Below are 21,604 nucleotides of genomic sequence, written 5' to 3'. Positions count from 1 at the left end.
GCTTACCGTGCTAGGCGGGGCCGATGCGGGTCCATCTCACCGCGGCCGCCGCCGCCGCCGTCCGACGCGGCCACCCGTGGGTCTACCGAGACGGCATCGCGGACGGCGGCGGGCACGGGAGCAAGCGCGGCGAGGGCAAGCGCGGCGAGCGCGCGCCTCGCGGCGGGGGGGTCGCGGCGTCGGGCGACGTCGTCGAGCTGTCGGCCGAGGGAGCGCCGTTCCTCGGGCGCGGGCTCTGGGACGCCGAGTCGGCGATCGCCGTCCGCGTCTTCCAGCGCACGCAGGCGCGGCCGCTCGACGAGCGCGCCATCGCGGAGCGGCTCGAGCGCGCCTTCGCGCTGCGCGACGGCTGGTTCGCCGGCCGCGACACGACGGCCTACCGGCTGTGCAACGGCGAGGGGGACCGGGTGCCCTCGCTGGTCATCGATCGGTACGATCGCGCCGCGGTGATCCGCCTCGACGGCGACATGCTGGCGCCCTGGCTCGATCGCCTGCTCCCGCACCTCGGGCGCGCGCTGGGCGCCCTCGGCGTGCGCTCGATCGGCCTCCGCGCGCGCGGGCCTTCGGCGAGCGAGGACGCCGAGGGGAAGAAGCTCACGCACCTGCACGGGCCGCCGCTGCCGGATCGCCTCTTCGTGAGGGAGACGGGGATCGCGATGGAGGTCGATCTCGCGCGCGGGCAGAAGACGGGGGCGTTCCTCGATCAGCGCGACAACCGCGCCCGCGTGCGCGCGCTCGCGGGCGGGCGGCGGCGCGTGCTGAACCTGTTCAGCTACGCGGGGGGCTTCTCGGTGGCCGCGGCGCTCGGCGGCGCGGACCGGGTCACCTCCGTCGACTCGGCGTCGGCCGCGCACGCGTCGGCGCAGCGCACGTTCCGCGAGAACGGCGTGGATCCGGCGGCGCACGAGTTCGTGACGGCGGACGCGTTCGACTTCCTCGAGAAGGCCCGCGCGCGCGGGGACCGGTACGATCTCATCATCTGCGATCCGCCGAGCTTCGCGCCGAGCGAGCGGGCCAAGCCGCGGGCGCTCGGCGCCTACCGGCGGCTGCACGCCGCGGTCGCGCGCGTGCTCGATCGAGGCGGCGTGCTGTGCGCGGCGTCGTGCTCGAGCCACATCACGGCGGAAGACTTCCTGGCGACGCTGGACGACGCGACCCTGGAGCGGGACGACCTGCGGATCCGGGCGATCCACGGGCAGCCGGAGGACCACCCGACGCTGCCGGCGTGGTGGGAGGGGCGGTACCTGAAGTTCGTGGTGCTGGAGTGAGCTCGTCGCGGGCGCGGGCGCGCGCCCGCTGACGCGACCTCGCGGTCGGGGCAGTCGTGGGCCGGGGCGCGCTCCTCATCGAGGGTCCAACGGGCGCGCGAGGCACGCGATGAAGCGCGCGGGCCGCCGCTCGAGACGCTGACACGGGACGTGCGGGCAAGACGTTGCCGCTACAGCGGCTGGCTCGGCTGTTGGGAAAGGGCTAGGTTCGCCACCGTGCTGACGTTCACGTGGAACCTGCGAGGGAAGGACAAGGCGCTGGAGATCGCCTGCAAGTACCTCGCGGCGAAGGGCACAGTCGTCGCCTGCTTCCAGGAGATGCCGGAGAGAACAACCGAGGATCAGATCCGCGGGTGGAGCGGCGACGCCTTGGCTGCACTTACCCCGCTCACCGACCAGCGCGTGGTGATGCTGGCGAGCCGCGATGTTGTGAGCGAGAATCGGGCGATCACGTTCATCCCCGGCGTGCAGCGCGCGGCCGCAGAGCGCATGGTGGGGGTTGATGTGAAGGCACCCAGGCTCGGCCTCATCCAGATGGTCGGCGTCCACCTCCCCGACCTCCGCAACCTGCCCAGAGATTGGCCGCGGGAGCGCATCGTCGCGAGCCTGTCCGACCAGATGAGGCTATTTTGGAACGGCGGTCCCCTCGTCGTGCTCGGTGACTTCAATGCGCACCCTTTCGACCGCGAGATCGCTCTCCGGACCTCGCTCTGGGCGACCCGGGACAAGATCGATCTCAACGACGAGAGGGACCCGATCCCCGCGCGGGACGACTTCGGCATGGACATCTTCCACCAAGGAGAAAGGTACGCGAGCCGGGCGGATCTGGCGGGAGTGAAGAGCTTCCAGAAGCTCCGACCGCTGTACAATCCGATGTGGCGCTGGCTACCTGAACGCGGCGCGCACCCGCGCGGCACGTACTACCGGAAAGATGACGACAGCGTGGTGACGTGGCAGTGCCTCGATCAGATCCTTGTGAGCCCAGACCTTGCTAGCCGCATCGAGCGGCTCGAGATCCTGGACCGACTGGGCGACGAGGTGCTGGTCGAAGCCAACCGCATGACGATGAACGGTGAGTATGGCGACCATCTACCGGTGGAGCTCGCCTTGAAGAACGAGGAGGTTCCCGCGTGAGCAGCACTCAACCGACATGGAGGGACCGGATCAAGGCCGTCGCCTCGGCTGCCGAGCCTGCGGAGCCCGAGATCCCTCTCGTCCAGACGCTCGAAGACTTTCGCGCGACGCTTGACGAGACCCCCTGGATCCGGGCCGAGTTGCACACGATGGGGCACCCCCGGAGGCGCACGCTGTTCGTGTACCCGAAGTACCGGCGCGACGTCAGCACCATGTTGCTGACGTTCTGGCTGGACGGGGACAGCGTACGCGTCATGAACATGAACGGCACCACGTTTCATGAGCCCGAGAAGCTCGGCGCGTTCCTGGCGGATTTCGTGGAGCAGTCGGCGTTTCCCGCCACCGTCGACGAGTATCGCCGGCTCCAAAGCAAGGACGTGCACGGAATGCTGCGGGTCCGAGGCATCTCCCAGAACGACCCTGCAGACGTGCCGGTGCTGGTTGGCGCCTCGGAGCACAACGAGATGGCGAAGCGCGTGCTCGACCGCCAGCTCGGCACGCCTCACGGGATCCGCGTGGTGCTCGAGGAGCATCCGACCAAGGCGAGGTTCGATGCGGCGACAGAGTACGCATGCCTCGACTCCGCGGGGTTCGGCCTGCGCATCGTCGGCGGCGTCCAGGTTGATGCGAGCTTTCCCGCAGGGAAGGTGCTCAAGCTCCACGGCGACCTTCTGCCGCTCGATGGCTTGTCTTCCTGACGCCCCTCCGCGCGGCCATACGCGCAGCGAGACGTGCCGCGCACGACGCGCGTGCGCTCGCGGCGCGCCCATCGGAGCCCTGGCCCGGGGGCGGCGGCGCACGAGCTCGGGATCGTGCACCGCGACGTGAAGCCCGAGTCGGGATCCACGCCCAGCGCTCGCAGGCGCGCGGCGAGCCGCTGCGCGCGGGTCTCTGCGTCCTCTGCGCGCTCGCGCTCGCCCTCTGCGCGCTCCGCCCCGGTCGGCAGGACTTCACCTCACGGCGCGCGCCGCCCCAGCAGGAACGCCGCCAGCGCCTCCGCCTTGGGCACGAGCGTCTTCACCTCGATGAGCTCGTCCTTCGTGTGAAAGCCGCTCCCCCGCGGCCCCAGGCCGTCGATCGACGGGATCCCGATGTCCGCCGTCGAGCTCGCGTCGGAGCCGCCGCCGATGAGCGGCGCCTCCTCGTCGCCGAGCCCCGCCGCCCGCGCGCGCGCCGCGTACTCCCGGCAGAGCGCCGCGCTCGCCTCGGTCCGCACGAGCGGCGACCGCGCGATCTCGCCGTCGACGCGCACGGCGGTGCCGGGCACCTCGACCGACGCCTCGTGCGCCGCCGCGCAGAGCGCCTCCAGGAGCGCCTCGCCGTCCGCGCGGCTCACGAAGCGGACGTCGACCCCCGCCTCCGCCGCGTCGGGCACCGTGTTCCTGCCGTGCCCGCCGCTCACCACGCCAACGTTGACCGTCACCCCGCGCGTGTAGTCGGTGAGCCGCTGCGCCCGGTCGATGAAGCGCGCGAGCGCCCAGATCGCGTTCGCGCCCTGCTGGTGCGCGTTGCCGGCGTGCGCCGCCTTGCCCGTGGCCCGCACCACCGCGTTCCCCGTGCCCCTGCGCGCGGTGATGATCCTGTCCCGCTCGCGCCCCGCCTCGAACACGAGCGCGCACGCCGCGCCCGCGAGCTCGCGCTGGAGCAGCGGGCGCCCCTCGGGCGACCCGACCTCCTCGTCCGATACGATCGCGAGCCGCACCGGGATTTCCGCTAGCGCGCCGACCACCTCCAGGGCCCTGAGCGCCTCGATCGTGACGACGATCCCGCCCTTCATGTCGAGCACGCCAGGCCCGCGCGCGAGCTCCCCGTCCAGGCGGAAGCCCTCGAAGGTCCCCGGAGGGAACACCGTGTCGAGGTGCCCGACGAGGGCGACGTGCCCCGCCGGCGACGCCTTCGCCGCCTCGCTCTCCACCACCCAGTGCGCGGCGTAGCGCGCGCTGGCGATCCGCCGAACGCACAGCCCGGGGATCGTCGAGAGCTCGTTGGCGATGACCTCGCCAACCGCGTCGCCGCCGCGCGGGTTGTCCGTGAACGAGTTGAGGCTCACGAGCCGCTCGAGGAGCGCGAGCATCGGCTCCGTGCGGTCGGAGAGCGCCTGTCTGAGGGCCTGGATCACTGCGCCAGCATGCCACGGAACCCCGGACCCCGCCGCGCCCCCCGGCGACCTCTGCCCTGGCCGCTGCGGAAGTGATACGTGTCCCCCTCATGAAATGTCCCAGATCAGCGCGGAGGCGCCCGTGACCACGGCGACAGGCCCGCTCGTCATCAAGCTCGGCGGCGAGGTCGTGGGCGGCCCTGCCCTCGCCATCCTCTCCAGCGACCTCGCGGCGCTCACCCGCGCGGGCACGCGCGCGATCGTCGTCCACGGCGGCGGCGCGCAGGCCAGCCGGCTGCAGGAGCGCCTCGGCATCCCCGTCCGGCAGGTCGCCGGTCAGCGCGTCACCGACGCGGAGACGCTCGACGTCATGAAGATGGTCGTCGCCGGCAAGCTCAACGTCGACCTGTGCTCCGCGCTCCTCGCCGCGGGCGCTAGGCCCGTGGGGCTCCACGGCGCGAGCGGGCCCGCCCTCTCGGCGGTCAAGCGGCCGCCGCAGGTCTACGCCAGCGCCGGGCCCGAGCCGGTGGACCTCGGCCTCGTCGGCGACATCACGGGCGTCGACCGCGGGCTCCTCGAGCTGCTCGGGAGCGGCGGCTACTTGCCCGTCCTCGCCTGCCTCGGGGCCGGCGCGGACGGCCAGGCCTACAACATCAACGCCGACACGGTCGCCAACCGGGTCGCCATCGAGCTCGGCGCGGCGGGGCTCTTCCTCGTGAGCGACGTGCCGGGCGTGCTGCGCGACGTCTCCGACCCCGCCTCGCGCATCCCGAGCCTCACGGTCGCCGAGGGGCGCGCCCTCATCGCGAGCGGCGCCGTCACGCGCGGGATGATCCCGAAGCTCGAGGAGTCGTTCGCCGCGCTCGCCGAGGGCGTCCGCCGCATCCACATCCTGGGGCGGCTCAAGCCGGGCGATCTCGCGCGCGAAGCGAGCGAGCCGGGCTCGATCGGCACCGTGCTCGTCCCCTGAGCCGCCCGCCCCGCCTCGCCCGAGCCGGCCCCGCGCCGTATGCTCCCCGCCTCATCGCCGTATGTTCCCCGCCTCCTCGACGACGGATGCCGTCCACGCTGCGCTCGGTTTCGCGGAGGCGCACCGCGAGCAGCTCGCCATCGGCGTGGGCGTGTGCCTCGTCAGCTTCATCGCGGGCATGGCGCTCGTCGCGTTCGTGCTGGTTCGGCTGCCCGAGGACTACCTGGAGAGGCAGGAAGAGGCGCCCTTCCTGGAAGGGCGCTCCGCCTGGGTGCGCGTGGCGGCGCGCATCGGAAAGAACCTGCTCGGCGTGATGGCCGTGGCGCTCGGGATCGTGCTGTCGCTGCCCGGCATCCCCGGTCCGGGCGCGCTGGTGATCCTGATCGGCGTGATGCTCCTCGACATCCCCGGCAAGCGGCGCGTGGAGCGGCGGCTCCTGGGGGCGCCGCAGGTGCGCGCCGTCGCCGACCGCGTGCGCGCGCGCTTCGGCCGCCCTCCGCTGCGCGTTCAGGCGGTTTCCCGCGGCTCTTCCCCCGGCAGGCCCTGAGCGCTGCGGGCGCCCTGCGCCACCGCCGCCGGCCCTCCCTTCGCGGCCCCGGCGCGCAGCCGGAGGTGCCACCCGAAGAGCGCCGCAGCGAGCGCGAGCGCGAGCCCCGCCGAGATCCACTCGCGCGGCGCGAGCAGGATGCAGCCGGCCACGAAGGCGCAGCTCGCGAGCGCGAGGCGCTCTTCCGCGTCGGGTATCGGGAGCACGTCTCCTCCTCGATACCGTCCCGCGCCGCGCGCATCAAGCGCGCCGTGCGGTCGCGATCCTCCCCACAGGCGCAAACGGTGCGGCACAAATGGTGCGGCGCAAACGGTGCGCACGCCCGGCGCGCCCCCTGTCGCCTCGTGCGGCGCCCGCGCGGTTGCGGTAGGTAGGGGATGGGAAGCGGCGAGCGCTCTGCTCGCGCAGCACCGATCTCGACGCCTTATGAACGCAAAAGACGATCGCGACGAGGGTGGGCCCGAGGGCGCGCTCCGCAACGAGGACCCCAGCGAGCGCCGCGAAGCAGGCCCGGAGGCCGCCGCCGCGAGGGGCTCCGGCGCGCGTGACGGCGCCGCAAAGCAGGCGCAGCGCGACGAGACAGCGGCGGACGACAGCGCCGCGGAAGACGAGCGCGACGGGGAGGACGACGAGGAGCCGGAGCCGCCTCCCCGGCCGCGCGGGCCCTCGATGTGGGACATCCTCCGCGACAGCTTCTTCACGTTCGATCGGCGGACCCTCGGCTTCACGCGCATCCTGCTCGGCTTCCTCCTCATCGGCGACCTGTTCCGCCGCCGCTGGGCGTGGGTCGACATGTTCTCGGACATCGGCGTCCTGCCGAACCACGTGAACCTCTGGCGCCCGCAGGGCGGCGGGAACTTCTCGCTCGTCAACGCGTTCTCCACGCCCGGCGAGCTCTGGGTCCTCTGGGCCGTGATCCTCGCCACCTACGTCTGCCTGCTCATCGGCTGGAAGACGAAGCTCATGCAGGTGCTCTCGCTCGTGTTCGTCACGAGCATGAACGGGCGCATCCTGCTCATCGAGAACGGCGGCTACGTCGTCCACAACCTGCTCCTGCTCTGGACGTGCTTCCTGCCGTTGGGCGATCGCTTCTCCCTCGACGCGCTCCTCGCGTCGATGAAGCGGAGCCGCGAGCGGACCGCGGACGATCTGAACGACCGCTCCACGCTCGACGACCCGCGGAAGCCGGACGCCTTCGTGACCGTCCTCGGGCCCGTCCTGCTGATCCAGATCTCGGCGATCTACTTCTTCAACGTGGTGCACAAGACCGGCCCCGCCTGGAAGAACGGGACCGCGGTCCACTTCGTGCTCTACGTCGATCGGATGGTGACGCCGATCGTGGCGGACATCCGCGACTACGCGCCGAACTTCCTCATCCTGTTCATGACGAGGATGGTGATCTCGTTCGAGGCGGCCATCCCGGTGTGCCTGCTGTCGCCGCTCGGCCGGGTGTGGGCGCGGCGGCTCGCGCTCGTGATGATGAACCTGCTCCACGTCGGGTTCGGCACGACGTTCGTGCTGGGCCCGTTCGCGTGGGCGCTCTGCGTGTTCTCCACGCTCCTCATCGGCCGCGAGGACTGGGAGATCGCCGCGCGCACGATGCGGCGCGCGCACCGGGCCCGCGCGGTGCTGTTCGACCCGCGGTCGCCGGGCGCCGTCCTCGCCTGCCGCGTGCTGAAGCGGATGGACCGGTTCGGGCTGCTCACCTTCGAGGCGTCGAGCGCCGCGGCGCACGGGCTCTCGGTGCGGCTCCCGAGCGGCGAGGTGGCCGAGGGAGCCGCGGCGCTCGCCGACATCGTCGCGGCGATCCCGCTCGGCCCCGCCGTGGCGTGGCTGCTCCGGCTGCCGCTCGTGCGAGACGCGGCGACCGCGGCGATGGCCGCGGCGCACCGCCGCAGCCTGGGCCGGGCGCTCGGCGCGCGGCTCCCGGAGCGCTCGGAGATCGCGCCCCCGCCGGCGCCGCTCCGGCTGGCCGGCCGGACGGTGCTCGCGACGCTGCGCGAGCTCGCCGTGCTCGTGATGTTCGCCGGCGCCGTCAACCAGGCGGCGGTCGAGCTCTGGGTCATCAAGAACCGCTGGAAGGTGCCTCACCCCGAGCCGACGCGGGTCCTCTCGCAGAAGCTCCGGTTCCTCCAGGGCTGGTTCATGTTCTCACCGAACCCGGTGATGGATGACGGGACGATCGTCGTCGACGCCGTCACGGTCGACGGCCGCCACATCGATCCTTTCACCGGCGAGCCGCCGAACTTCGACCTCCTGCACGCGAAGAGCTTCGCGTACACCCAGATCTGGTGCGACTACTTCGCCCGCATCAAGCTGCCGGCGAACACCGCGTACCGGGACGCCATGAAGGAGTACATGCTCCGCTACCCCGAGCGCACGGGCCGGCCCGAGGACACGCTCGTCTCCGGGGAGGTGTACTGGGTGAAGGACTGGAACCCGAAGTGGGGCAGCACGGAGAGCTACGGGGAGGAGCGCGAGAAGCTCTTCGTCTTCCAGAACCCGAAGGCCCAGGCGCGCGCGCAGGCCGAGCCTCCGCCCGACGCCCCCGCCGCGGAGCCGAGCCCGGCCAACTAGCAGGAACCAGCGCCGGGAAGCAGGGGAACCAGGGCGAGCAAGGCAACGCGGGGGCGCGCCCTGGTACGATCCCGAGCGCCCGAACGACGGACCGGCGACGGAGAGAAAACAGCGATCGATGCTTGACAGGGGCGCCCGGGCGAGTAGAGTCCGCGCTCTCGAAAGCGAGGGCCTGTAGCTCAGTTGGGAGAGCGCTAGAATCGCACTCTAGAGGTCGCAGGTTCGATCCCTGTCAGGTCCACCCTCGAAATCGTTAGCTTATCCGATTCCTTCCGCACCTCTGGCGCGCCCCTGGCCAGGGTCACAGCCAGGGTTTTTCACGAGGCGCGTGCTCAGGGCGCGTGCGGCCGCTCCTCGGCCATCGTGAGGTGGCCCCGTGCCGCCTCGACGATCCCCGCGATGCCGGCACCGCCGCCGAGCGCCGCGATCAGCGCCACCACCCCGGTCGACCTCGCGAGGTTGCGGGCGCGCGTCCCTCCCCGCCGTTCGGACGGGTCGAGCCGAGCCAGCGTCGCCTGCATGTCGGACACCGCGCCGATCAGCCCGGTCCCCTCGTGGCCAGGCGACGGCGCACGGCCGAGCGCCGCGCGGATCTCGGCCACGTCATCCTGAATCGCGTTGACGCCAGCGACGGCAGACGTCGCCAGCTCGAGCGCTCGAACCTCCGCGTCGGTCGAGCGGCTCGGGCGCGCGCTCGCGCGGCGGTCCTCGTCGTGCGCTCGCCGGGACACCGGCGCCGCGGGGTAGTCCTCGTCGATCTTGGCCATACGTTCGCTCCTCAGCCTCTCGGCGGCGCTGGTGGCGGAGCGCGCGGCCGCCGCGACACGCGCTCCGACGTGGGCTCGTTCAGGCCGTCAGACCACCACCCAGTTCGCGCCGTCGCTGATGATGCGGAGGTCGCCGTAGGCCGTGTTGATCGTGGCCGTCGTGGCGCCGTCGATCGTCTCCGAGCCCGCGCCGTCGACCGTGATGGCGTTCGTCGAGCTCGTGACGTTCGACACCAGGATTCGCTCGCCCTCATGCCCCGCCGCCGTGGGCAGGTTGACCGTGAAGCCTGCACTCGTGGGGTCGCACTTGACCAGCTCGCCGTACGTCGCGGTGTACGTCGCGGTCACGGTGGCGATGCGCTGATCGAAGTCCGGCACGCGGTAGCTCTGGTCGCACGGTTTCTCGTAGCGACCGCTCGCGACCCAGCTGCCCGTGGTGACGCTCAGCGTGCCCGCCGTGGAGCCCGGCAGCGTGCCAGCGATCGACGTGCCGGTGCCCTCGCTGATCGGGAAGCGGTTCGTCGTGCCGTCGGGGTCCTCGCCGAGGAGGTAGTCCCGCTGCGCCATGCGGAGCGCGTCCTCGATGTCGAGGTTCGCGCCGTGGCCGAAGAGGAGCTGCTGATACAGCCCCGGCGCCGTGTTCGTTAACCCGACTCCGCCGACCGTCCAGCCCGTCGACGAGGTGATCGCGCCCGCGGACACGAGCACGCGCTGCACGAGGCGCCCGTTGAGAGTCAGCGCTGCCTCCTGCTTCTTGAAGTCGCAGAAGACGAAGAGCCGGTGCCACCGGTAGAGCTTCGCGAGAGCCGTGTAGTTGCTCACCGGCAGCACCGAAGGACTGTTCTTCCAATACAGCGCGAACTGATTGTTGCTCACCGCGAGCATGCCCCCGTTCGTGTAGGGGTTCTCTTGCTGGATGAGCACGTTGGTGCTCGAGCCGAGCGCGAAGGGCATGAACCAGATCGCGAAGAAGAACGAGTCGGATCCCGGGTTGATGCTCGCCTGCGCGGGGATGGTGATCCGGTCGGTCGTCGCGCGGAGCTCCACGCAGGCTTGCGCCGGGCGCCGAACGAAGGGCTGAGGGAACCGCTCGCCGGCGAGGCCTGGCCCGACCGCCTCGACGAACGCGCGCGCGCCCTCCTGCCCCATGATCTGGTAGCCGTGCCGGAGGGGATGCACGTAGTCGCCTTGGTAGTCCGCGGGCTCGAGCCCTGGGAACTCCACGAAGGTCCAGCGGGTCAGCGTCCGGATCCGCGATCGCATCCACGCGTTGAAGGCCTGGGCGACCGCGCTGCAGGACGCGTAGTTGCTCATCCCGGGCGCGAAGTCGAGGATCTGCCACCGGAACTTGTTGGCGGCGAGCAGCGAACCCGAGATCAGGCGCTCATACGCGCGCTCTCTCTGCTGGAGGATCGCGAGCGTGTCCGCCACGCTGTAGCCCTGGCCGATCAGGTTGATGATGTCGTTCGTGCCGCCGCCGACGATGATGTCCGTCGGGGTCGTGTCCCAGGAGGCGACGATGTTCGGCCACATCTCGATCAGGCCCTCGTTGACCTTGATCGTCCCGCTGCCCGCGTCGGTGATGTCGAGCGGCGTGGAGCTGCCCTCGTACTGCGCCGCCTGGAAGGTGTTGCCCGACACGCCGCACGCCCAGTAGATCGGCTGCGCGACCGACAGCGTCGGCGCTTGGCCGTCAGGAGACGTGAGCGTGAACGGCATCCCGTTCGTCAGCGTGTGCCCGGGCGCCGTGATCGTGTCGGCGTTCGCATCGACGCTCGTCGCGACGTTGCTGAGGCTGAGCCGACGGCCGCTGAAGCCGTTGTTGCGCCAGTCTCCGATCACGTTCGCCGGGGCGTCGTGGAAGTCGTCGACCACGGGGAAACGGCCCCACGTCGTGCCGGTGCCGTTCAAGGCGCCATAGCCGCGGCCGACCATCCGGAAGTCGACGCCCTCCTCCCGCAGGACGCGCTGGAACGTCGCGCGCCAGCCGGTGGCCATATCGAGCGAGGCCCCGTAGCCGACGAAGTTGCTGTCGCCCACGATCGCGATCACGCGCTTCGTGGGGGCCCGGGTCAAATCAGAGAGCTTCGAAACCATCGTACCTCCTGCACCTCAGTCCACCGGCCAACGCCGGGAGTGTTCATCCTGCGCGCCACGGAGCCGCTGCCGGCGACGGGGCGGGGGCCGGCGCGCTCGTCGCCGCCGGCGTCGCCGCACGCGCTGCTCGCTGATGTCAGGCGGCGGCAGGTCGACAGACCACCACGAGGGTGCCCGCCGGCACCGGGACACCCGAGCCCCCCTTCGTGATCCTGAACGAGAGAGCTTCTCTCGGGCCGAAAGGCGACCCGCTGGTGAGGTCGGTGAGCGGGACGGGCGTGAACCCGCCCCAGCCGCCCGTGGCGTACGTGCCCGAAGGGATCGTGCGACCCATTGCGGCACCACGGACCACTACGCCCTCATCGATATCGCGGACCGATAGATCGAGCTCTGCGTAGTTGGTCGCATGCGCGGACAACAGGCCGCTCGGGATGAAGTGCACACTCACCAGCGTCGCGTTGCTTGAGCCAAACGGCCCGGAGATTACGATCTCCCTGGTGTCGTCACTGGCCAACGCGTCATCGGCCGTCTTGTAGTAATAGAACACCATGTCACCAGGGGCCACGGTCACCGTGGTCCGGTTGTTCGCCGGGTCGTCCGTCGCCGTGACGCCCGGACCGGCGAAGTTGATCGCCGGTCGCTCGGGCAGCTCCGTGCCAGCCGCGTAGAGGCGTCGAACGCCGAAGAACAACGTGTCAATCCAGTTGAGAATCCCAGCCATATACCCTCACTTCGTTCGGAACCTGGAAACGCAGAGCGCACCGACCGACGCGATACCGCCCGACCATGCGCCGGCCGTGGCGCACCTGCCGAGCAACCGGAGTCGCGTCGTTCCCGCCGCCGTGGCCACCCAGCGGCCTGCGGCGATGATGGCCTGCGGCGTGTCGAAGATGGCGAGCCTGGCCACTGCCGAATCGACCCTCACTTCCGACCCACCACCGCTAACGTTGTCCGTGGCGTGGACCGCCAGGAGAAGCACTGAATCCGCCGCGGCGCCGCTATTGAACGTTTTCCCGTGAAACTGAATCAGGAAGATGTCGCCGACCCGCACGTTCGTGAACGTCAGCGACATGGCGGTCGCGTCGATCGTGTTCGGCGCGTAGGTGGAGCCCGTAAATGGGTATGTACTCCCCAAGCCCGTTTCGTCGACGACGGCCCAGCACTGCGTGTCGACGAACCCCCGTCCGCGGAGATAGACGGTCCGGTCGAGCGCGGCTTCCACCGGCACGTTGACGCTCCCGGCGTCGCGCACCGTCCCATCGTTGACGAGCTCGGTCGACGCGGGAAACGTGTCATTGCCTTCATACTGCGCCACGGTTCAAACCTCCACGTACCGCGCGTCCTCGCGCCTGGACTTCACTCGTCCCCCGCTCCCGTCGTCCTTGCTCCAGCGGCCCCAGCGGCCGTCGGGCATCCCGGGCGCGCCCGGCGCGGCGAGGGGGTCAAAGCTCGTCGGCTCGTACGCGACGATCAGGCAGACACACCGCGTGTGTGCGCCTTTCCACTGCTGCACGAGCCGCTTGATCGAGTCGACCGTGCCGGCCTCGGTGTCGATGCCGAACGCCTTTCCGGCGCCCCATCTCTGGCCGTCGCTCGAACCCCAGGCGCCCGCGTCGTCGAAGTGCGGCGGATAGACGATGATCCAGAAGTCCGACCAGTGGTCGGCGTTGGCAGGGTGCGTGAGCGAGTCCCAGTCCCAGTTGTTCGGGTCGGCCTGGTGCCACCTCAGCTCTCCCGATGGCTCGAGAGTCCACCAGAGGCCGGTGCGCGTAACGAGCCGCACGCGCGGCGCTCCGGGGTAGAGGAACGTCTGGAGCGCGAGCGCGAGCGTGTACGCATTGCCGGCGGTCCTCCAGTATTCCAGCCAGCGCACGAGCTCCGCCGCGTACGCCGCGTCGGTCTGCTGCGGGCCCCGGAAGATGCGCCGGTCGCGACCGATGTACGGGAGCGCTGTCGGGGTTCCCGCGCCGGGGAAGCGCGACTGGATGCCCTGCACGAGCACCTCGGCACCGGCGTCGAGGACCGAGGCGATCCCGTAGAGGTACCGGAACCCGACGCTGCGCCCGGGCCGGTCGGAGAGCCAGGGCGGAACGTAGCGTCGCAAGCTCTCGCGGAAGCTCAGGTGGGCCATGCCGCCTCCCGTTGACGCCCACAGCGAGCGGCGTAGCGTGACCGGCCATGCGCGCAGTCGTGGGGGGGCTCGTGATGGTCGCGGGGTGTGCCTTGCCTGGGGGGGCAGACGAACACCTGCCCTGGAGCCCGGCGCCCTCGCCGACCGTCGACGTCGCGACCGTGAGCAGCTCCTCGAGCTCTGGCAGCACATCCTCGGCAGCCAGCAGCAGTGCCACGGGCGCAGGCGGGGACGGCGGTGGCGCAGGAGGTCAGGGCGGCGCAGGCGGCGACGCCGCGACCACGGCGACGGCGAGCAGCAGCTCGGCCGGCGGCGAGGGCGGGCAGGGCGGCGGCCCCGCGCCGGAGTGTCTCTCCGCGAAGGACTGCCGCGGGCAGGACGGTCCTTGCGCCTGGCGGACCTGCGACGACGGCGTGTGCGGGCGCGCGCTCGCCCCCGAGGGCACGCCGCTCGAAGAGCAGACGCCCGGGGACTGCCTCGAGCAGCGCTGCGACGGCCGCGGGGGCCAGCAGGCGGTGCCCGCGCCCGTCGACGTCGCCGACGACGGCAAAGACTGCACCGCCGACGCGTGCGGCCCGAAGGGCCCGACGCACGACGCCGTTGCGACGGGTACGCCGTGCTCGGAGGGCCTGTGCCAGGGCGGCGCCTGCGTCGACTACATCCCCGTGCGGTGCAAGGTGCCGGACCCAGAGGTCGACTTCCGTGTGTACGTCGATTGCGAGGGGGTCGGTTGGAACTCGTGGATCCGATGGCAGCGACCGGACGGGACATTCGATGGATGCGTCTCGCACGGTCCCGGGTACTGCGCGCCTGGCTGGCCCTGCCGCGTACACCGCGACGACGGGGCGGTCGTTGCTGGCACCTGCTTGTGAGCCCATCATCCCACCTGCTGCACGGTGAATGAGTGCGCGCCAGCCACGGGCACCTCGCCCTCGGCCAGCGACGTGTCACCGGCCGGAAGCGTCGGGTCAAACTTGATAACGAACTTCGACACGGCCTCCACTTGGCCGATGACGGCATTCCGGAACACGTGACCAGGCGGCGACGTGAGAACGTGCCCGCCGATCGGGACCTCCGCCAAGTAGGCGTCTATCTGTTCGCCGAACATCGCTTGCCACGCGGCGTCGCTCAGGTTCGCGGCGGCCTGTACCCACGCCGTGCCGGTGACCGTGACGGTCACTGCGGTGGCGCTCGCGACGGTGCAGGTCACGCCCTTGGGCACGACCCGCCGCATGATGGTCGCCTTGACCGCGCCGAGGTCCGTATCCGGGTCCTCCGCGTCCCCGTCCACGGCTCCGCTCGAGCTCGCGACGTAGACCTGCACGTGTCCGACCGAGCTTGCCGGGCTCACCCACACGCGCGTGACATCGACGATCGTGCCGTCCGCCCTCCGCGCGCGCTTCGCCCAATATTCGTAAGCGGCCTGCGGACCGTTCGGTGACAGCGCGCCTAACGAGTCCCTGCAGGCCTGACGCAAGGCCGGGTCGGACTCCTCATCTCGCCCGGCGAGCGCCGCAGCGTTCGAGCAGGAGACACCCAGCATCGCTGTCACGAGCGCCGTGATCTGCCCGGCCGACGAGCTCCCGTCTCTTCCGGCCGCGACCGCGCGGATATCGATCGTGAGCGTCTGCCCTGCGCCGAGCGTGAACGCAGAGACGTTGGTATAGTGCGCGTCCGTGCCCGGGTTCCGACAGACGAACTCCCCCGCCTCGAACGGGTAGATGCCGCCGCCAGAGTTCACGAGCGTGACCTGTCCGGTCGCGAACGTGGCCCCGATACGTTCGACCCCGTAGACGTAGTAGGCGAGGAGCGTCAGCCAGATCCCCTCGGCCAAGTCGAGGTAATTGGCCTTGATCGCGAGCGCGATCACCTCCGTGAACCCAGCGAAGATGGCCGCGATGACGATGATGATCGTCCTCGCGACGCCGCCTTCCTTCCACGAGGTCACGGGCAGTCCGGTGGCCGTGAGGAGCCGGTAGATGGAGTCCCTGACCTGGTCTCGGGAAAGAGGCTTGATGAGCTGGTCAATCGGGAGCATCAGCGCACCCCTGCGAAGGCGGCCGCGGCCGCCGTTACGTTCATCGTCAGCTCGAAGGGCCCCACAGACGTGCGGCACCGGATCACGAGCTCGAGGGTCGCGCTGTCGAGCTTCCGCGCGCGCGTCTCCACGTCCTCGAAGCGCTCGTCCTTCGTCAGCTCGCCGCGTACGAGCCCCGGCACGGCTGCGAGCTCCGCGGGCGTCATCCCGCGCGACAGCAGCGAGCGGAGGTCGAAGCCGTAGTCCGGCGCGTCGATCACCCCCCCGCGCGGCGTGGTGAGGCGCCTGTAAGCGGCCTGCGCGAGCGCCAGCGTGGGCCCCGCCATTCGCAGGTCGTCGCGGAGGTCGTCGGCGCAGTCGAGGTCGGCTCCGAAGCCGTCCACCGTGGCTGCTGGCGCGCCGGGCGCGCCGAACGACGCGACCACCGAGCCCATGAGGTCCTCGAGGAGGCTCATGACGTCGTGAACACCCCCTGCATCGCCGCCCAGGCGCTGCTGCTCGTGGTCACCAGGACGAGGGCGTGCGCCGCCGTCGCGTCGGGGCCGAGGGCTGCGGCGAGCTCGCCGCCGAGGGCGCTCTGCGCGCCCGAGAAGGCCAGCAGGCGCACGCCGCCGACCGCGAGCTGCGCCTCGAGCGCAGCCCCGATGGCGGCCTGCGCCTGGACCGTCGCAAGCATCCCCTCGAGCTGGGAGATGATCGCGGCCGCAGCGGCCACCTGCGCGTCGAGGCTCGGCGGCTCGATGCCCAGCGTGATCGATGTCTGGAGGTTGCTCACGATCGACTGCGCGATCTCGAGCTGCGCAGCGAGGGAGAGCGCCGCGGTGGGGCTGAACGACGCCAGCGCGGTGAGCTGCGCGGACACGTTCGGCGCCGCGATGTCGCAGGCGACGTCGAGCGCGGCCGCAGCGCTTGCGGCGGCGGGGACCACCGCGCCCAGAGTCAGCGAGCCGAGGTCCGTGATCATTCCGACCTCACCTTCGCCGACGAGGTGGTGATGCTCCCCATCGTCTGGCCGGGTGACCAGACGACGATCCCGGTCGCCGGCGAGCCGCCGATCGTGCCGGTGAACGTCGCCGGCGGGAGAAGGGTCGTCACGCTGTCGGCGTTGCGGGCGACGCCTCGCACGGCGGTCCTGCCGAGCAGCAGCGACTGAGCGGCGTCGAGGGCGAGCGACACCGGGACGAACGTCTCCCCACCGTCGCGCGAGAAGCCCGTGATGATGGGGTATCGTGGGTCGCCCTCGATGAACTCGACGAGCACGATCGCGCTCGGCGTGAGCTCCGCGAAGAGCCCCGCCATGCCGGACACGATCGGGATCGGCGGGATGTCGGGCAGCCCGGCGCGCCGGTTCACGGCCTGGAGGACAACGAGGTCCTCCTGCATCGCGATCACCCGGTATCGGTACCGACCGAGGAAGTCGTATTTGGGCAGGAGCTCTCGCACGATCGTCGCGAGGGTCCGCAGCAGCCGATCGCCAGTCACGCGGCGAGCTCCTCTCCGACCGCGCTCGCGCGGAGCGCGGCCTTGCTCATCTCGATGCGGAGCTCCCGCACCAGGAGGGGCCGCTCAAGGCGGCCGCGCAGCACCGAACCGACCACCACGGCCGTGGGGTCGTCGAGCGCGAGCTCGGCCACCTTCTCGCGCTCGTTGAAGTCGAGCAGCTGGCAGCCCTCCTCGGGCGTCTCCACGCGCGTGCGCGCGCCGGCGCGGGTGACGCCCTGGTAGTCCACCCACCAAGGCGTCGAGCCGAGGAGCTGCTCGAGCACGCGCGAGGCCGGCGCAGCCTGCCGGATGAAGTAGGACGAGCCGAGCTTCCCCGAGAGCGTCGTCGGGTCGAACGTCTCGCCGACGTCCGCGGCGAGGCTGGTGACAGCGCTCCGGAGCGTGACCCCCTGGGTGTTGTGCATCTGGCGCGCGGAGCACCTCCTCAGCCAGCCGCCGGCGCCCGCCACGACGCGCACGCGCCGCCGGTCCTGGAACGCTCCGGAGCGCGCAGGCGCCACCACCCCGCGGAGCTCGAGCCGGCCGAGCGTGACGACGGCAGAGCCCGCGACCGTCACGGCCTGGTCGAGCTGGACGTCCACGAACCAGAGGCCGGCGTACGGGACGTGGAGCCTCGCCGTGAGGATGCGCTGGCCGTTGATCGTCGCGAAGAGCGCCATTCGTCAGCCTCCCAGCGCCCGGCTAAACACCGTTCCGAGGTCGTCCGTCGGATTCTGAAACTGGTCTTTCAGGTACAGAATCGACTTGTCGTAGCGGTCCTCGGCGGTGGGCTCCTTCAGCGTCGCGGTGCTCCCCTCCGGCTTCGAGAGCATCGGCATGGGCGCACGGAACTGGAGGAACTTGATCTCGCACACCCACATCCCGGTTTCGTCCTCGGGCGCGAGTTGCGAGCGGTCTTCGACAACAACAGAGCGGATCTGGAGGTCGTCGAGCGCGGGATGGTAGATGTCGAGCGCCTTGGGCCGCACGCCGCGCGAGGGCTTCGTCAGCAGCTGAGCCCAGCTGTCCCACTCATCGAAGTGCGCGTCTGCGAAGAGCTTGATCCGCACCGTGAACTTCGCGAGGTTGTCGCCCGTGTAGACGACGAAGGCCCCGCTGAGCCCGTAGCCCTTTCGGATGTCCCAGTCCCTCGGCGAGCCGGCGCCGACCACCTCGGCCAGGCCAGGGTTCTTCCTGCCAGCGAGTACGACGACGCTCCACGGTTCGGAGTCGATCAACGGGTTGATCATGTCGGCTCCGGGTCGAGAGGGATCCCGCCTGTGGTCGCCGCGTCCTCGAGGGCGTCCACCAAGCGCGCTAGGAAGGTGCGGCTCGTGAGCTCGTCGGCGTCCTTCACGCCGTTGATCTCGAGCCGTTCGACGTGGAGCACCCGGCCGCCGCGCGAGGCCCCCGCCGCCCGGCCGCCGCCCGGCGCGCTCCCGACCCGAGCGCTCGGCGCGCTCCCGACCCGGCCGCCGCCCGGCGCGCTCTCGAGGCCTTCGACGGCCGCGGCCGCGAGCCCGCGCGACGCGACCTCGACGCCGGCGGTGCTCTCCTCGATGCCGATGGTCGGGCCCTGGCCGAAGTAGCGACCGAACCTTGTGGAGAGCTTCGACGGCGAGGCGATCTCCCAGATGCCCTTGAGCGTGGAGATCGCTGCGCTGCCGAGCCCTCGGACCGCCGACACCACGCGCGAGATGCCGGACCGGAGGCCGTTCACGAGGCCGTCCACGAGCTGCGTGCCGAGCGCGGCGAAGTCGAGGCCGGCGATGGCGTCGTACGCCGCCATCACAGCGAGATAGAGCCCATAGACGGCGGCGCCCGCCACGACGAACGGCAGCGCGAGGGCCAGGACCACCGCCGCGAGGAGCACGAACGGCGCGATGAGCGGCGTGGCGAGGATGGCGACCGTGGCGGCGAGCGCGCCGATCGTGCCGATGAGCAGCGCGACCGCCAGGATGCCGGCGTAGACCCCCACCTTCACCCCGTCGACCTTCGACTTGGTCCCCCCGCCGAACGCCTCGTCCCACGCCCGCTTGAGCCGCTGCAGGGTGATGGCGACGAGCAGCGCGGCGATCACCATCCCCTTGAAGAAGCCCTGAACGTAGGGGGATGCCGCGCGCACCGCTTCGAACAGCGGGTTGAGCAGCGTTTCCGCCAGGAGCTTGAGCTGCTGGCCGGTGACGGTGCTCTGATCGAACAGGCGCAGCACACCGCGCAGCCCCTCGAGCAGCGGCTCGATCCGCACGTCCTTGAAGAGCGCGGAGATGGACTCCTTCGCCCGCTGCACCTGCGTGCCGAAGCTCAGCATCTGGGCGGCAGCGAGCTTCCCGAACTTCGCCTGCACCGCGGCGTCGAGGGCGCCGAGGCCGTCGGCGACCTTCACGCGCCCGTTCTGGATCGCCGTTACCGCGGCCTGCATCGAGGCGCCGGTGCGCTTCGCGAGCTCCGCAGCCACGTCCCGGAGCTTGAGGCCGGTCCCGTCGAGCGAGAACGCGTTGAGCACGAAGGTGCGGGTGCGCGCGGCCTCGGTGGCGATGCCCTGCAGCGTGGCGCCCGCTGACTGGCCCATGACCGCGGTGGCCGTCGCAACGGCGCTGAATGCCGCCTCCAGCGCGCGCCCCTGGAGGCGCGAGCGCCCGAGCGAGAGCGCCAGCTCGTTGAGCTGCGACCGCGCGAGGTTCACCCGCTCCGCGAGCAGCTCGACCTGCACGCCGAGGCGCTGGTCCGCGCCGGCGCCGGCGGACACGGCGTCGAACAGGAGCCGCGCATCCCGCGCCGCGTTCGCCGCCTGGAACGCGTACGCCGCGAGCGCGATCGTCGCGGCGACGGCGCCGGCCACCACCGCGATGAGAGCCGCCGCCAGCAGCAGCGCCGCACCGGCGGCGCCGGCCTTGCCGATGATGCCCTTGAGCTGGCCGAAGCGACCAGCGAGCCCCCCTATGGGTCCACCGGCCCCCTGCGCGGCCCCGAGCACGTCGTCGAGCCCGGCGGATGCAGCCTTCGCCCCCGTCGCGACTGGACCGAAGCTTCCACCCAGCTTGACGTACGCCTCTTGAGCAGCGGTGAGCGACGCGCGCTTCGCCGCGAGCTGATCACGAAGCTGCTTGAACACGGCTGTGTTCTTGCTGCCCCCGACCTCGAGCCGTTTGATCGCCGCGCTCAGCTCGTTGATCGCCGCCTGGTCCGCTTTGATCTTGTCGCGCAGGCCGGAGAGCGCCTGTCCGAGCTCATTGGCCTTCTCTGCGCCGGTGGCGTCGAGGGCGATCGCAAACCTGGCTTCTTGATCCGCACCCGCCATCTCTCACCCACCGCGCGCCTTCAGCGCTGCCTCGATGCGGCGGAACTCCCGTAGAAGCACCACCGCGCCCGCCTGACCCCGGATGAACTCCGCTTCGTTCCGTGCGCGCTCCTGGAACAGGCACCGCACGAGCTCGGCGCTGAGCCCGTCGTCCCCCCGCGCCCGCTCCACGAGCTCCGCTATTTTCCCCCGAGCTCCTTCCCTCCGAGGCCCGCGAGCTTCAGCACGGCGTTCGCCGTGGAGACGACGACGACCGGACGATCAGCGATGATCTCGTCGTACCGGTCGAGCGACGGATACACGACGCAGGGGCGGGCGAGCTCGCGACAGGCCTGCACCTTCGGGTTCTCGCCGTGCTGGTCCATCCACTTGCGCGCCTTGATCCCGTCGGCAGCCCGCACGATCACGAGCCCCTCGATCGTCCAAACGGCCTCGATCTTCTTGCCGAGGGGGCCGTACTGCGCTTCAGCCGCCGCCAGCGCCTCTTCCTCCTTGCGACGCCGGTGGACCTCCTCGATCTGTTCCTTCAGCACCGCGGCCTCGCGGTCGCGCTCGCGCTTCGCCTGGGCATCCGCGAGGGCCGTGTGCGCCGTCTCGAGCTCCTTCTCCAGCGCGAGGATCACAGGGTCCTTCGCCGGAGCCGCCGCGGCCTGATCGGCCCGTGTCTCAGCATCTCCAAAGTTGCTCATGCTCAGTACCGTCCTTGCCTGTTATCGAACAGGGTCATTCCCTGGATGTTGGGAGTCGACATCTTCGCGTACATCACCGTGAGCGGAAACTCGTCCACGAGCGGATCAGCGCCGTTCGCAAGGCTCGACTTTCGCCCTGCGATCTGGCAGCCGAAGAGCTCTTCGGTTATGGCGATGTCCTGCTCCTCGTACTGCAGCGTGAAGTGGAATTGGACGGAGCCGTAGCTCTTTCCGTCCGCGCTCTTGCGCGCGAGAGCTTCGATGAGGGCGAGCGCGGTGGCCTTGTAGACCTTGATGCTGCTGCCCTCGACGCTGTACTTGCCACGCGTCACGCCGCGAGGAACACCCGCGCGATCCATGCCCCAGGCGAAGGCCCGCTCCAGCTTCTCCTCGTAGTCGATGCCGGTGAAGCCGTAGAACTCGTCGTTGTCGATCTTGGCCAGGGCCGAAAACCACCCGACCTCGTAGCCGTTGCGCCTGAAGACGTCTTTGCCGATGGCCATGT

Annotated in this window: 24 protein-coding genes and 1 tRNA gene; 8 read left to right on the top strand and 17 right to left on the bottom strand. The window is 70.8% G+C overall.

Annotated elements, in window-relative coordinates:
* Nucleotides 1-23 precede the first annotated feature (23 nt).
* The 3 genes from WME90_RS02095 to WME90_RS02085 all read left to right on the top strand — a co-directional run bounded on the left by WME90_RS02095 (nt 24) and on the right by WME90_RS02085 (nt 3,100).
* Nucleotides 24-1,268 (top strand): class I SAM-dependent rRNA methyltransferase, encoded by a 1,245-nt coding sequence (locus WME90_RS02095; protein WP_437279369.1) that lies wholly within the window; start codon nt 24-26, stop codon nt 1,266-1,268.
* 216 nt (nt 1,269-1,484) lie between these two features.
* Nucleotides 1,485-2,402 (top strand): endonuclease/exonuclease/phosphatase family protein, encoded by a 918-nt coding sequence (locus WME90_RS02090; RefSeq protein WP_437279368.1) that lies wholly within the window; start codon nt 1,485-1,487, stop codon nt 2,400-2,402.
* A gap of 179 nt (nt 2,403-2,581) precedes the next feature.
* A complete protein-coding gene (locus tag WME90_RS02085) occupies nt 2,582-3,100 on the top strand; it encodes a hypothetical protein (protein ID WP_437279367.1) in 519 nt (172 codons plus the stop codon).
* A gap of 257 nt (nt 3,101-3,357) precedes the next feature.
* Here WME90_RS02085 and WME90_RS02080 read toward each other — a convergent pair whose 3' ends face one another.
* Nucleotides 3,358-4,521: a M20 family metallopeptidase gene (locus tag WME90_RS02080; protein WP_437279366.1), complete on the bottom strand. Its 1,164-nt coding sequence runs from the start codon at nt 4,519-4,521 to the stop codon at nt 3,358-3,360.
* Between the two features lie 94 nt (nt 4,522-4,615).
* Here WME90_RS02080 and argB point away from each other — a divergent pair, with 94 nt between their 5' ends.
* Nucleotides 4,616-5,470, top strand: a complete 855-nt coding sequence (gene argB, locus WME90_RS02075) for an acetylglutamate kinase (protein ID WP_437279365.1) — start codon at nt 4,616-4,618, stop codon at nt 5,468-5,470.
* 61 nt (nt 5,471-5,531) lie between these two features.
* On the top strand, nt 5,532-6,017 hold the full coding sequence (locus WME90_RS02070; RefSeq protein ID WP_437279364.1) for a hypothetical protein: 486 nt from the start codon (nt 5,532-5,534) through the stop codon (nt 6,015-6,017).
* On the opposite strand, the gene WME90_RS02065 is transcribed toward WME90_RS02070, so the two are convergent.
* On the bottom strand, nt 5,978-6,223 hold the full coding sequence (locus WME90_RS02065) for a hypothetical protein (protein WP_437279363.1): 246 nt from the start codon (nt 6,221-6,223) through the stop codon (nt 5,978-5,980). The genes WME90_RS02070 and WME90_RS02065 overlap by 40 nt on opposite strands.
* A 220-nt stretch (nt 6,224-6,443) precedes the next feature.
* Between WME90_RS02065 and WME90_RS02060 the strand changes: the two genes are divergently transcribed.
* Both WME90_RS02060 and WME90_RS02055 read left to right on the top strand, forming a co-directional pair.
* Nucleotides 6,444-8,594: a hypothetical protein gene (locus WME90_RS02060; protein WP_437279362.1), complete on the top strand. Its 2,151-nt coding sequence runs from the start codon at nt 6,444-6,446 to the stop codon at nt 8,592-8,594.
* A 168-nt stretch (nt 8,595-8,762) separates the two neighbouring features.
* Nucleotides 8,763-8,835: transfer RNA gene (locus WME90_RS02055), tRNA-Ala, on the top strand.
* A gap of 91 nt (nt 8,836-8,926) precedes the next feature.
* Here the strand turns inward: WME90_RS02055 and WME90_RS02050 are convergent.
* From WME90_RS02050 to WME90_RS02030, 5 genes are all read right to left on the bottom strand, one after another.
* Nucleotides 8,927-9,361, bottom strand: a complete 435-nt coding sequence (locus tag WME90_RS02050; RefSeq protein ID WP_437279361.1) for a hypothetical protein — start codon at nt 9,359-9,361, stop codon at nt 8,927-8,929.
* A gap of 87 nt (nt 9,362-9,448) precedes the next feature.
* Nucleotides 9,449-11,458 (bottom strand): hypothetical protein, encoded by a 2,010-nt coding sequence (locus WME90_RS02045; RefSeq protein ID WP_437279360.1) that lies wholly within the window; start codon nt 11,456-11,458, stop codon nt 9,449-9,451.
* A gap of 136 nt (nt 11,459-11,594) precedes the next feature.
* Nucleotides 11,595-12,179 carry a hypothetical protein gene (locus WME90_RS02040; RefSeq protein ID WP_437279359.1) on the bottom strand — a complete coding sequence of 195 codons (585 nt, stop codon included), beginning with the start codon at nt 12,177-12,179 and terminating at the stop codon, nt 11,595-11,597.
* Nucleotides 12,180-12,185: 6 nt separating this feature from the next.
* A complete protein-coding gene (locus WME90_RS02035) occupies nt 12,186-12,773 on the bottom strand; it encodes a hypothetical protein (RefSeq protein WP_437279358.1) in 588 nt (195 codons plus the stop codon).
* A 3-nt stretch (nt 12,774-12,776) separates the two neighbouring features.
* The gene (locus WME90_RS02030) at nt 12,777-13,589 is read right to left on the bottom strand and encodes a hypothetical protein (protein ID WP_437279357.1); all 813 of its coding nucleotides are present in this window, start codon (nt 13,587-13,589) and stop codon (nt 12,777-12,779) included.
* A gap of 47 nt (nt 13,590-13,636) precedes the next feature.
* Here WME90_RS02030 and WME90_RS02025 point away from each other — a divergent pair, with 47 nt between their 5' ends.
* Nucleotides 13,637-14,461, top strand: a complete 825-nt coding sequence (locus WME90_RS02025; protein WP_437279356.1) for a hypothetical protein — start codon at nt 13,637-13,639, stop codon at nt 14,459-14,461.
* Nucleotides 14,462-14,466: 5 nt separating this feature from the next.
* Here the strand turns inward: WME90_RS02025 and WME90_RS02020 are convergent, their stop codons facing one another.
* From WME90_RS02020 to WME90_RS01975, 10 genes are read right to left on the bottom strand one after another with little or no spacing between them, the layout of a single operon-like run.
* Complete coding sequence (locus tag WME90_RS02020; RefSeq protein ID WP_437279355.1) at nt 14,467-15,627, bottom strand: baseplate J/gp47 family protein; 1,161 nt, start codon at nt 15,625-15,627, stop codon at nt 14,467-14,469.
* Nucleotides 15,627-16,082: a hypothetical protein gene (locus tag WME90_RS02015; RefSeq protein ID WP_437279354.1), complete on the bottom strand. Its 456-nt coding sequence runs from the start codon at nt 16,080-16,082 to the stop codon at nt 15,627-15,629. The genes WME90_RS02020 and WME90_RS02015 overlap by 1 nt, the downstream gene beginning before the upstream one ends.
* Nucleotides 16,079-16,591 (bottom strand): hypothetical protein, encoded by a 513-nt coding sequence (locus tag WME90_RS02010; protein WP_437279353.1) that lies wholly within the window; start codon nt 16,589-16,591, stop codon nt 16,079-16,081. Before WME90_RS02010 ends, WME90_RS02015 begins: the two co-directional genes overlap by 4 nt.
* Complete coding sequence (locus tag WME90_RS02005) at nt 16,588-17,109, bottom strand: hypothetical protein (protein WP_437279352.1); 522 nt, start codon at nt 17,107-17,109, stop codon at nt 16,588-16,590. Before WME90_RS02005 ends, WME90_RS02010 begins: the two co-directional genes overlap by 4 nt.
* Nucleotides 17,106-17,789, bottom strand: a complete 684-nt coding sequence (locus tag WME90_RS02000) for a hypothetical protein (protein ID WP_437279351.1) — start codon at nt 17,787-17,789, stop codon at nt 17,106-17,108. Before WME90_RS02000 ends, WME90_RS02005 begins: the two co-directional genes overlap by 4 nt.
* A gap of 3 nt (nt 17,790-17,792) precedes the next feature.
* Nucleotides 17,793-18,359: a hypothetical protein gene (locus tag WME90_RS01995; RefSeq protein ID WP_437279350.1), complete on the bottom strand. Its 567-nt coding sequence runs from the start codon at nt 18,357-18,359 to the stop codon at nt 17,793-17,795.
* A complete protein-coding gene (locus WME90_RS01990) occupies nt 18,356-20,410 on the bottom strand; it encodes a hypothetical protein (protein WP_437279349.1) in 2,055 nt (684 codons plus the stop codon). The genes WME90_RS01995 and WME90_RS01990 overlap by 4 nt, the downstream gene beginning before the upstream one ends.
* 3 nt (nt 20,411-20,413) lie before the next feature.
* Nucleotides 20,414-20,581 carry a hypothetical protein gene (locus tag WME90_RS01985; RefSeq protein WP_437279348.1) on the bottom strand — a complete coding sequence of 56 codons (168 nt, stop codon included), beginning with the start codon at nt 20,579-20,581 and terminating at the stop codon, nt 20,414-20,416.
* Between the two features lie 8 nt (nt 20,582-20,589).
* Nucleotides 20,590-21,099 (bottom strand): hypothetical protein, encoded by a 510-nt coding sequence (locus WME90_RS01980; protein WP_437279347.1) that lies wholly within the window; start codon nt 21,097-21,099, stop codon nt 20,590-20,592.
* A 2-nt stretch (nt 21,100-21,101) separates the two neighbouring features.
* Entirely contained in the window at nt 21,102-21,602 is a 501-nt protein-coding gene (locus WME90_RS01975; RefSeq protein ID WP_437279346.1) for a hypothetical protein, read from the bottom strand.
* Nucleotides 21,603-21,604: the final 2 nt, after the last annotated feature.

Origin of the sequence: Sorangium sp. So ce375 (genome assembly GCF_051473855.1) — a bacterium.
Classification (GTDB): Bacteria; Myxococcota_A; Polyangia; order Polyangiales; family Polyangiaceae; genus Sorangium.
The sequence above is the reverse complement of the archived record's forward strand: the minus strand, read 5'-3'. Positions and strand labels throughout refer to the sequence as shown.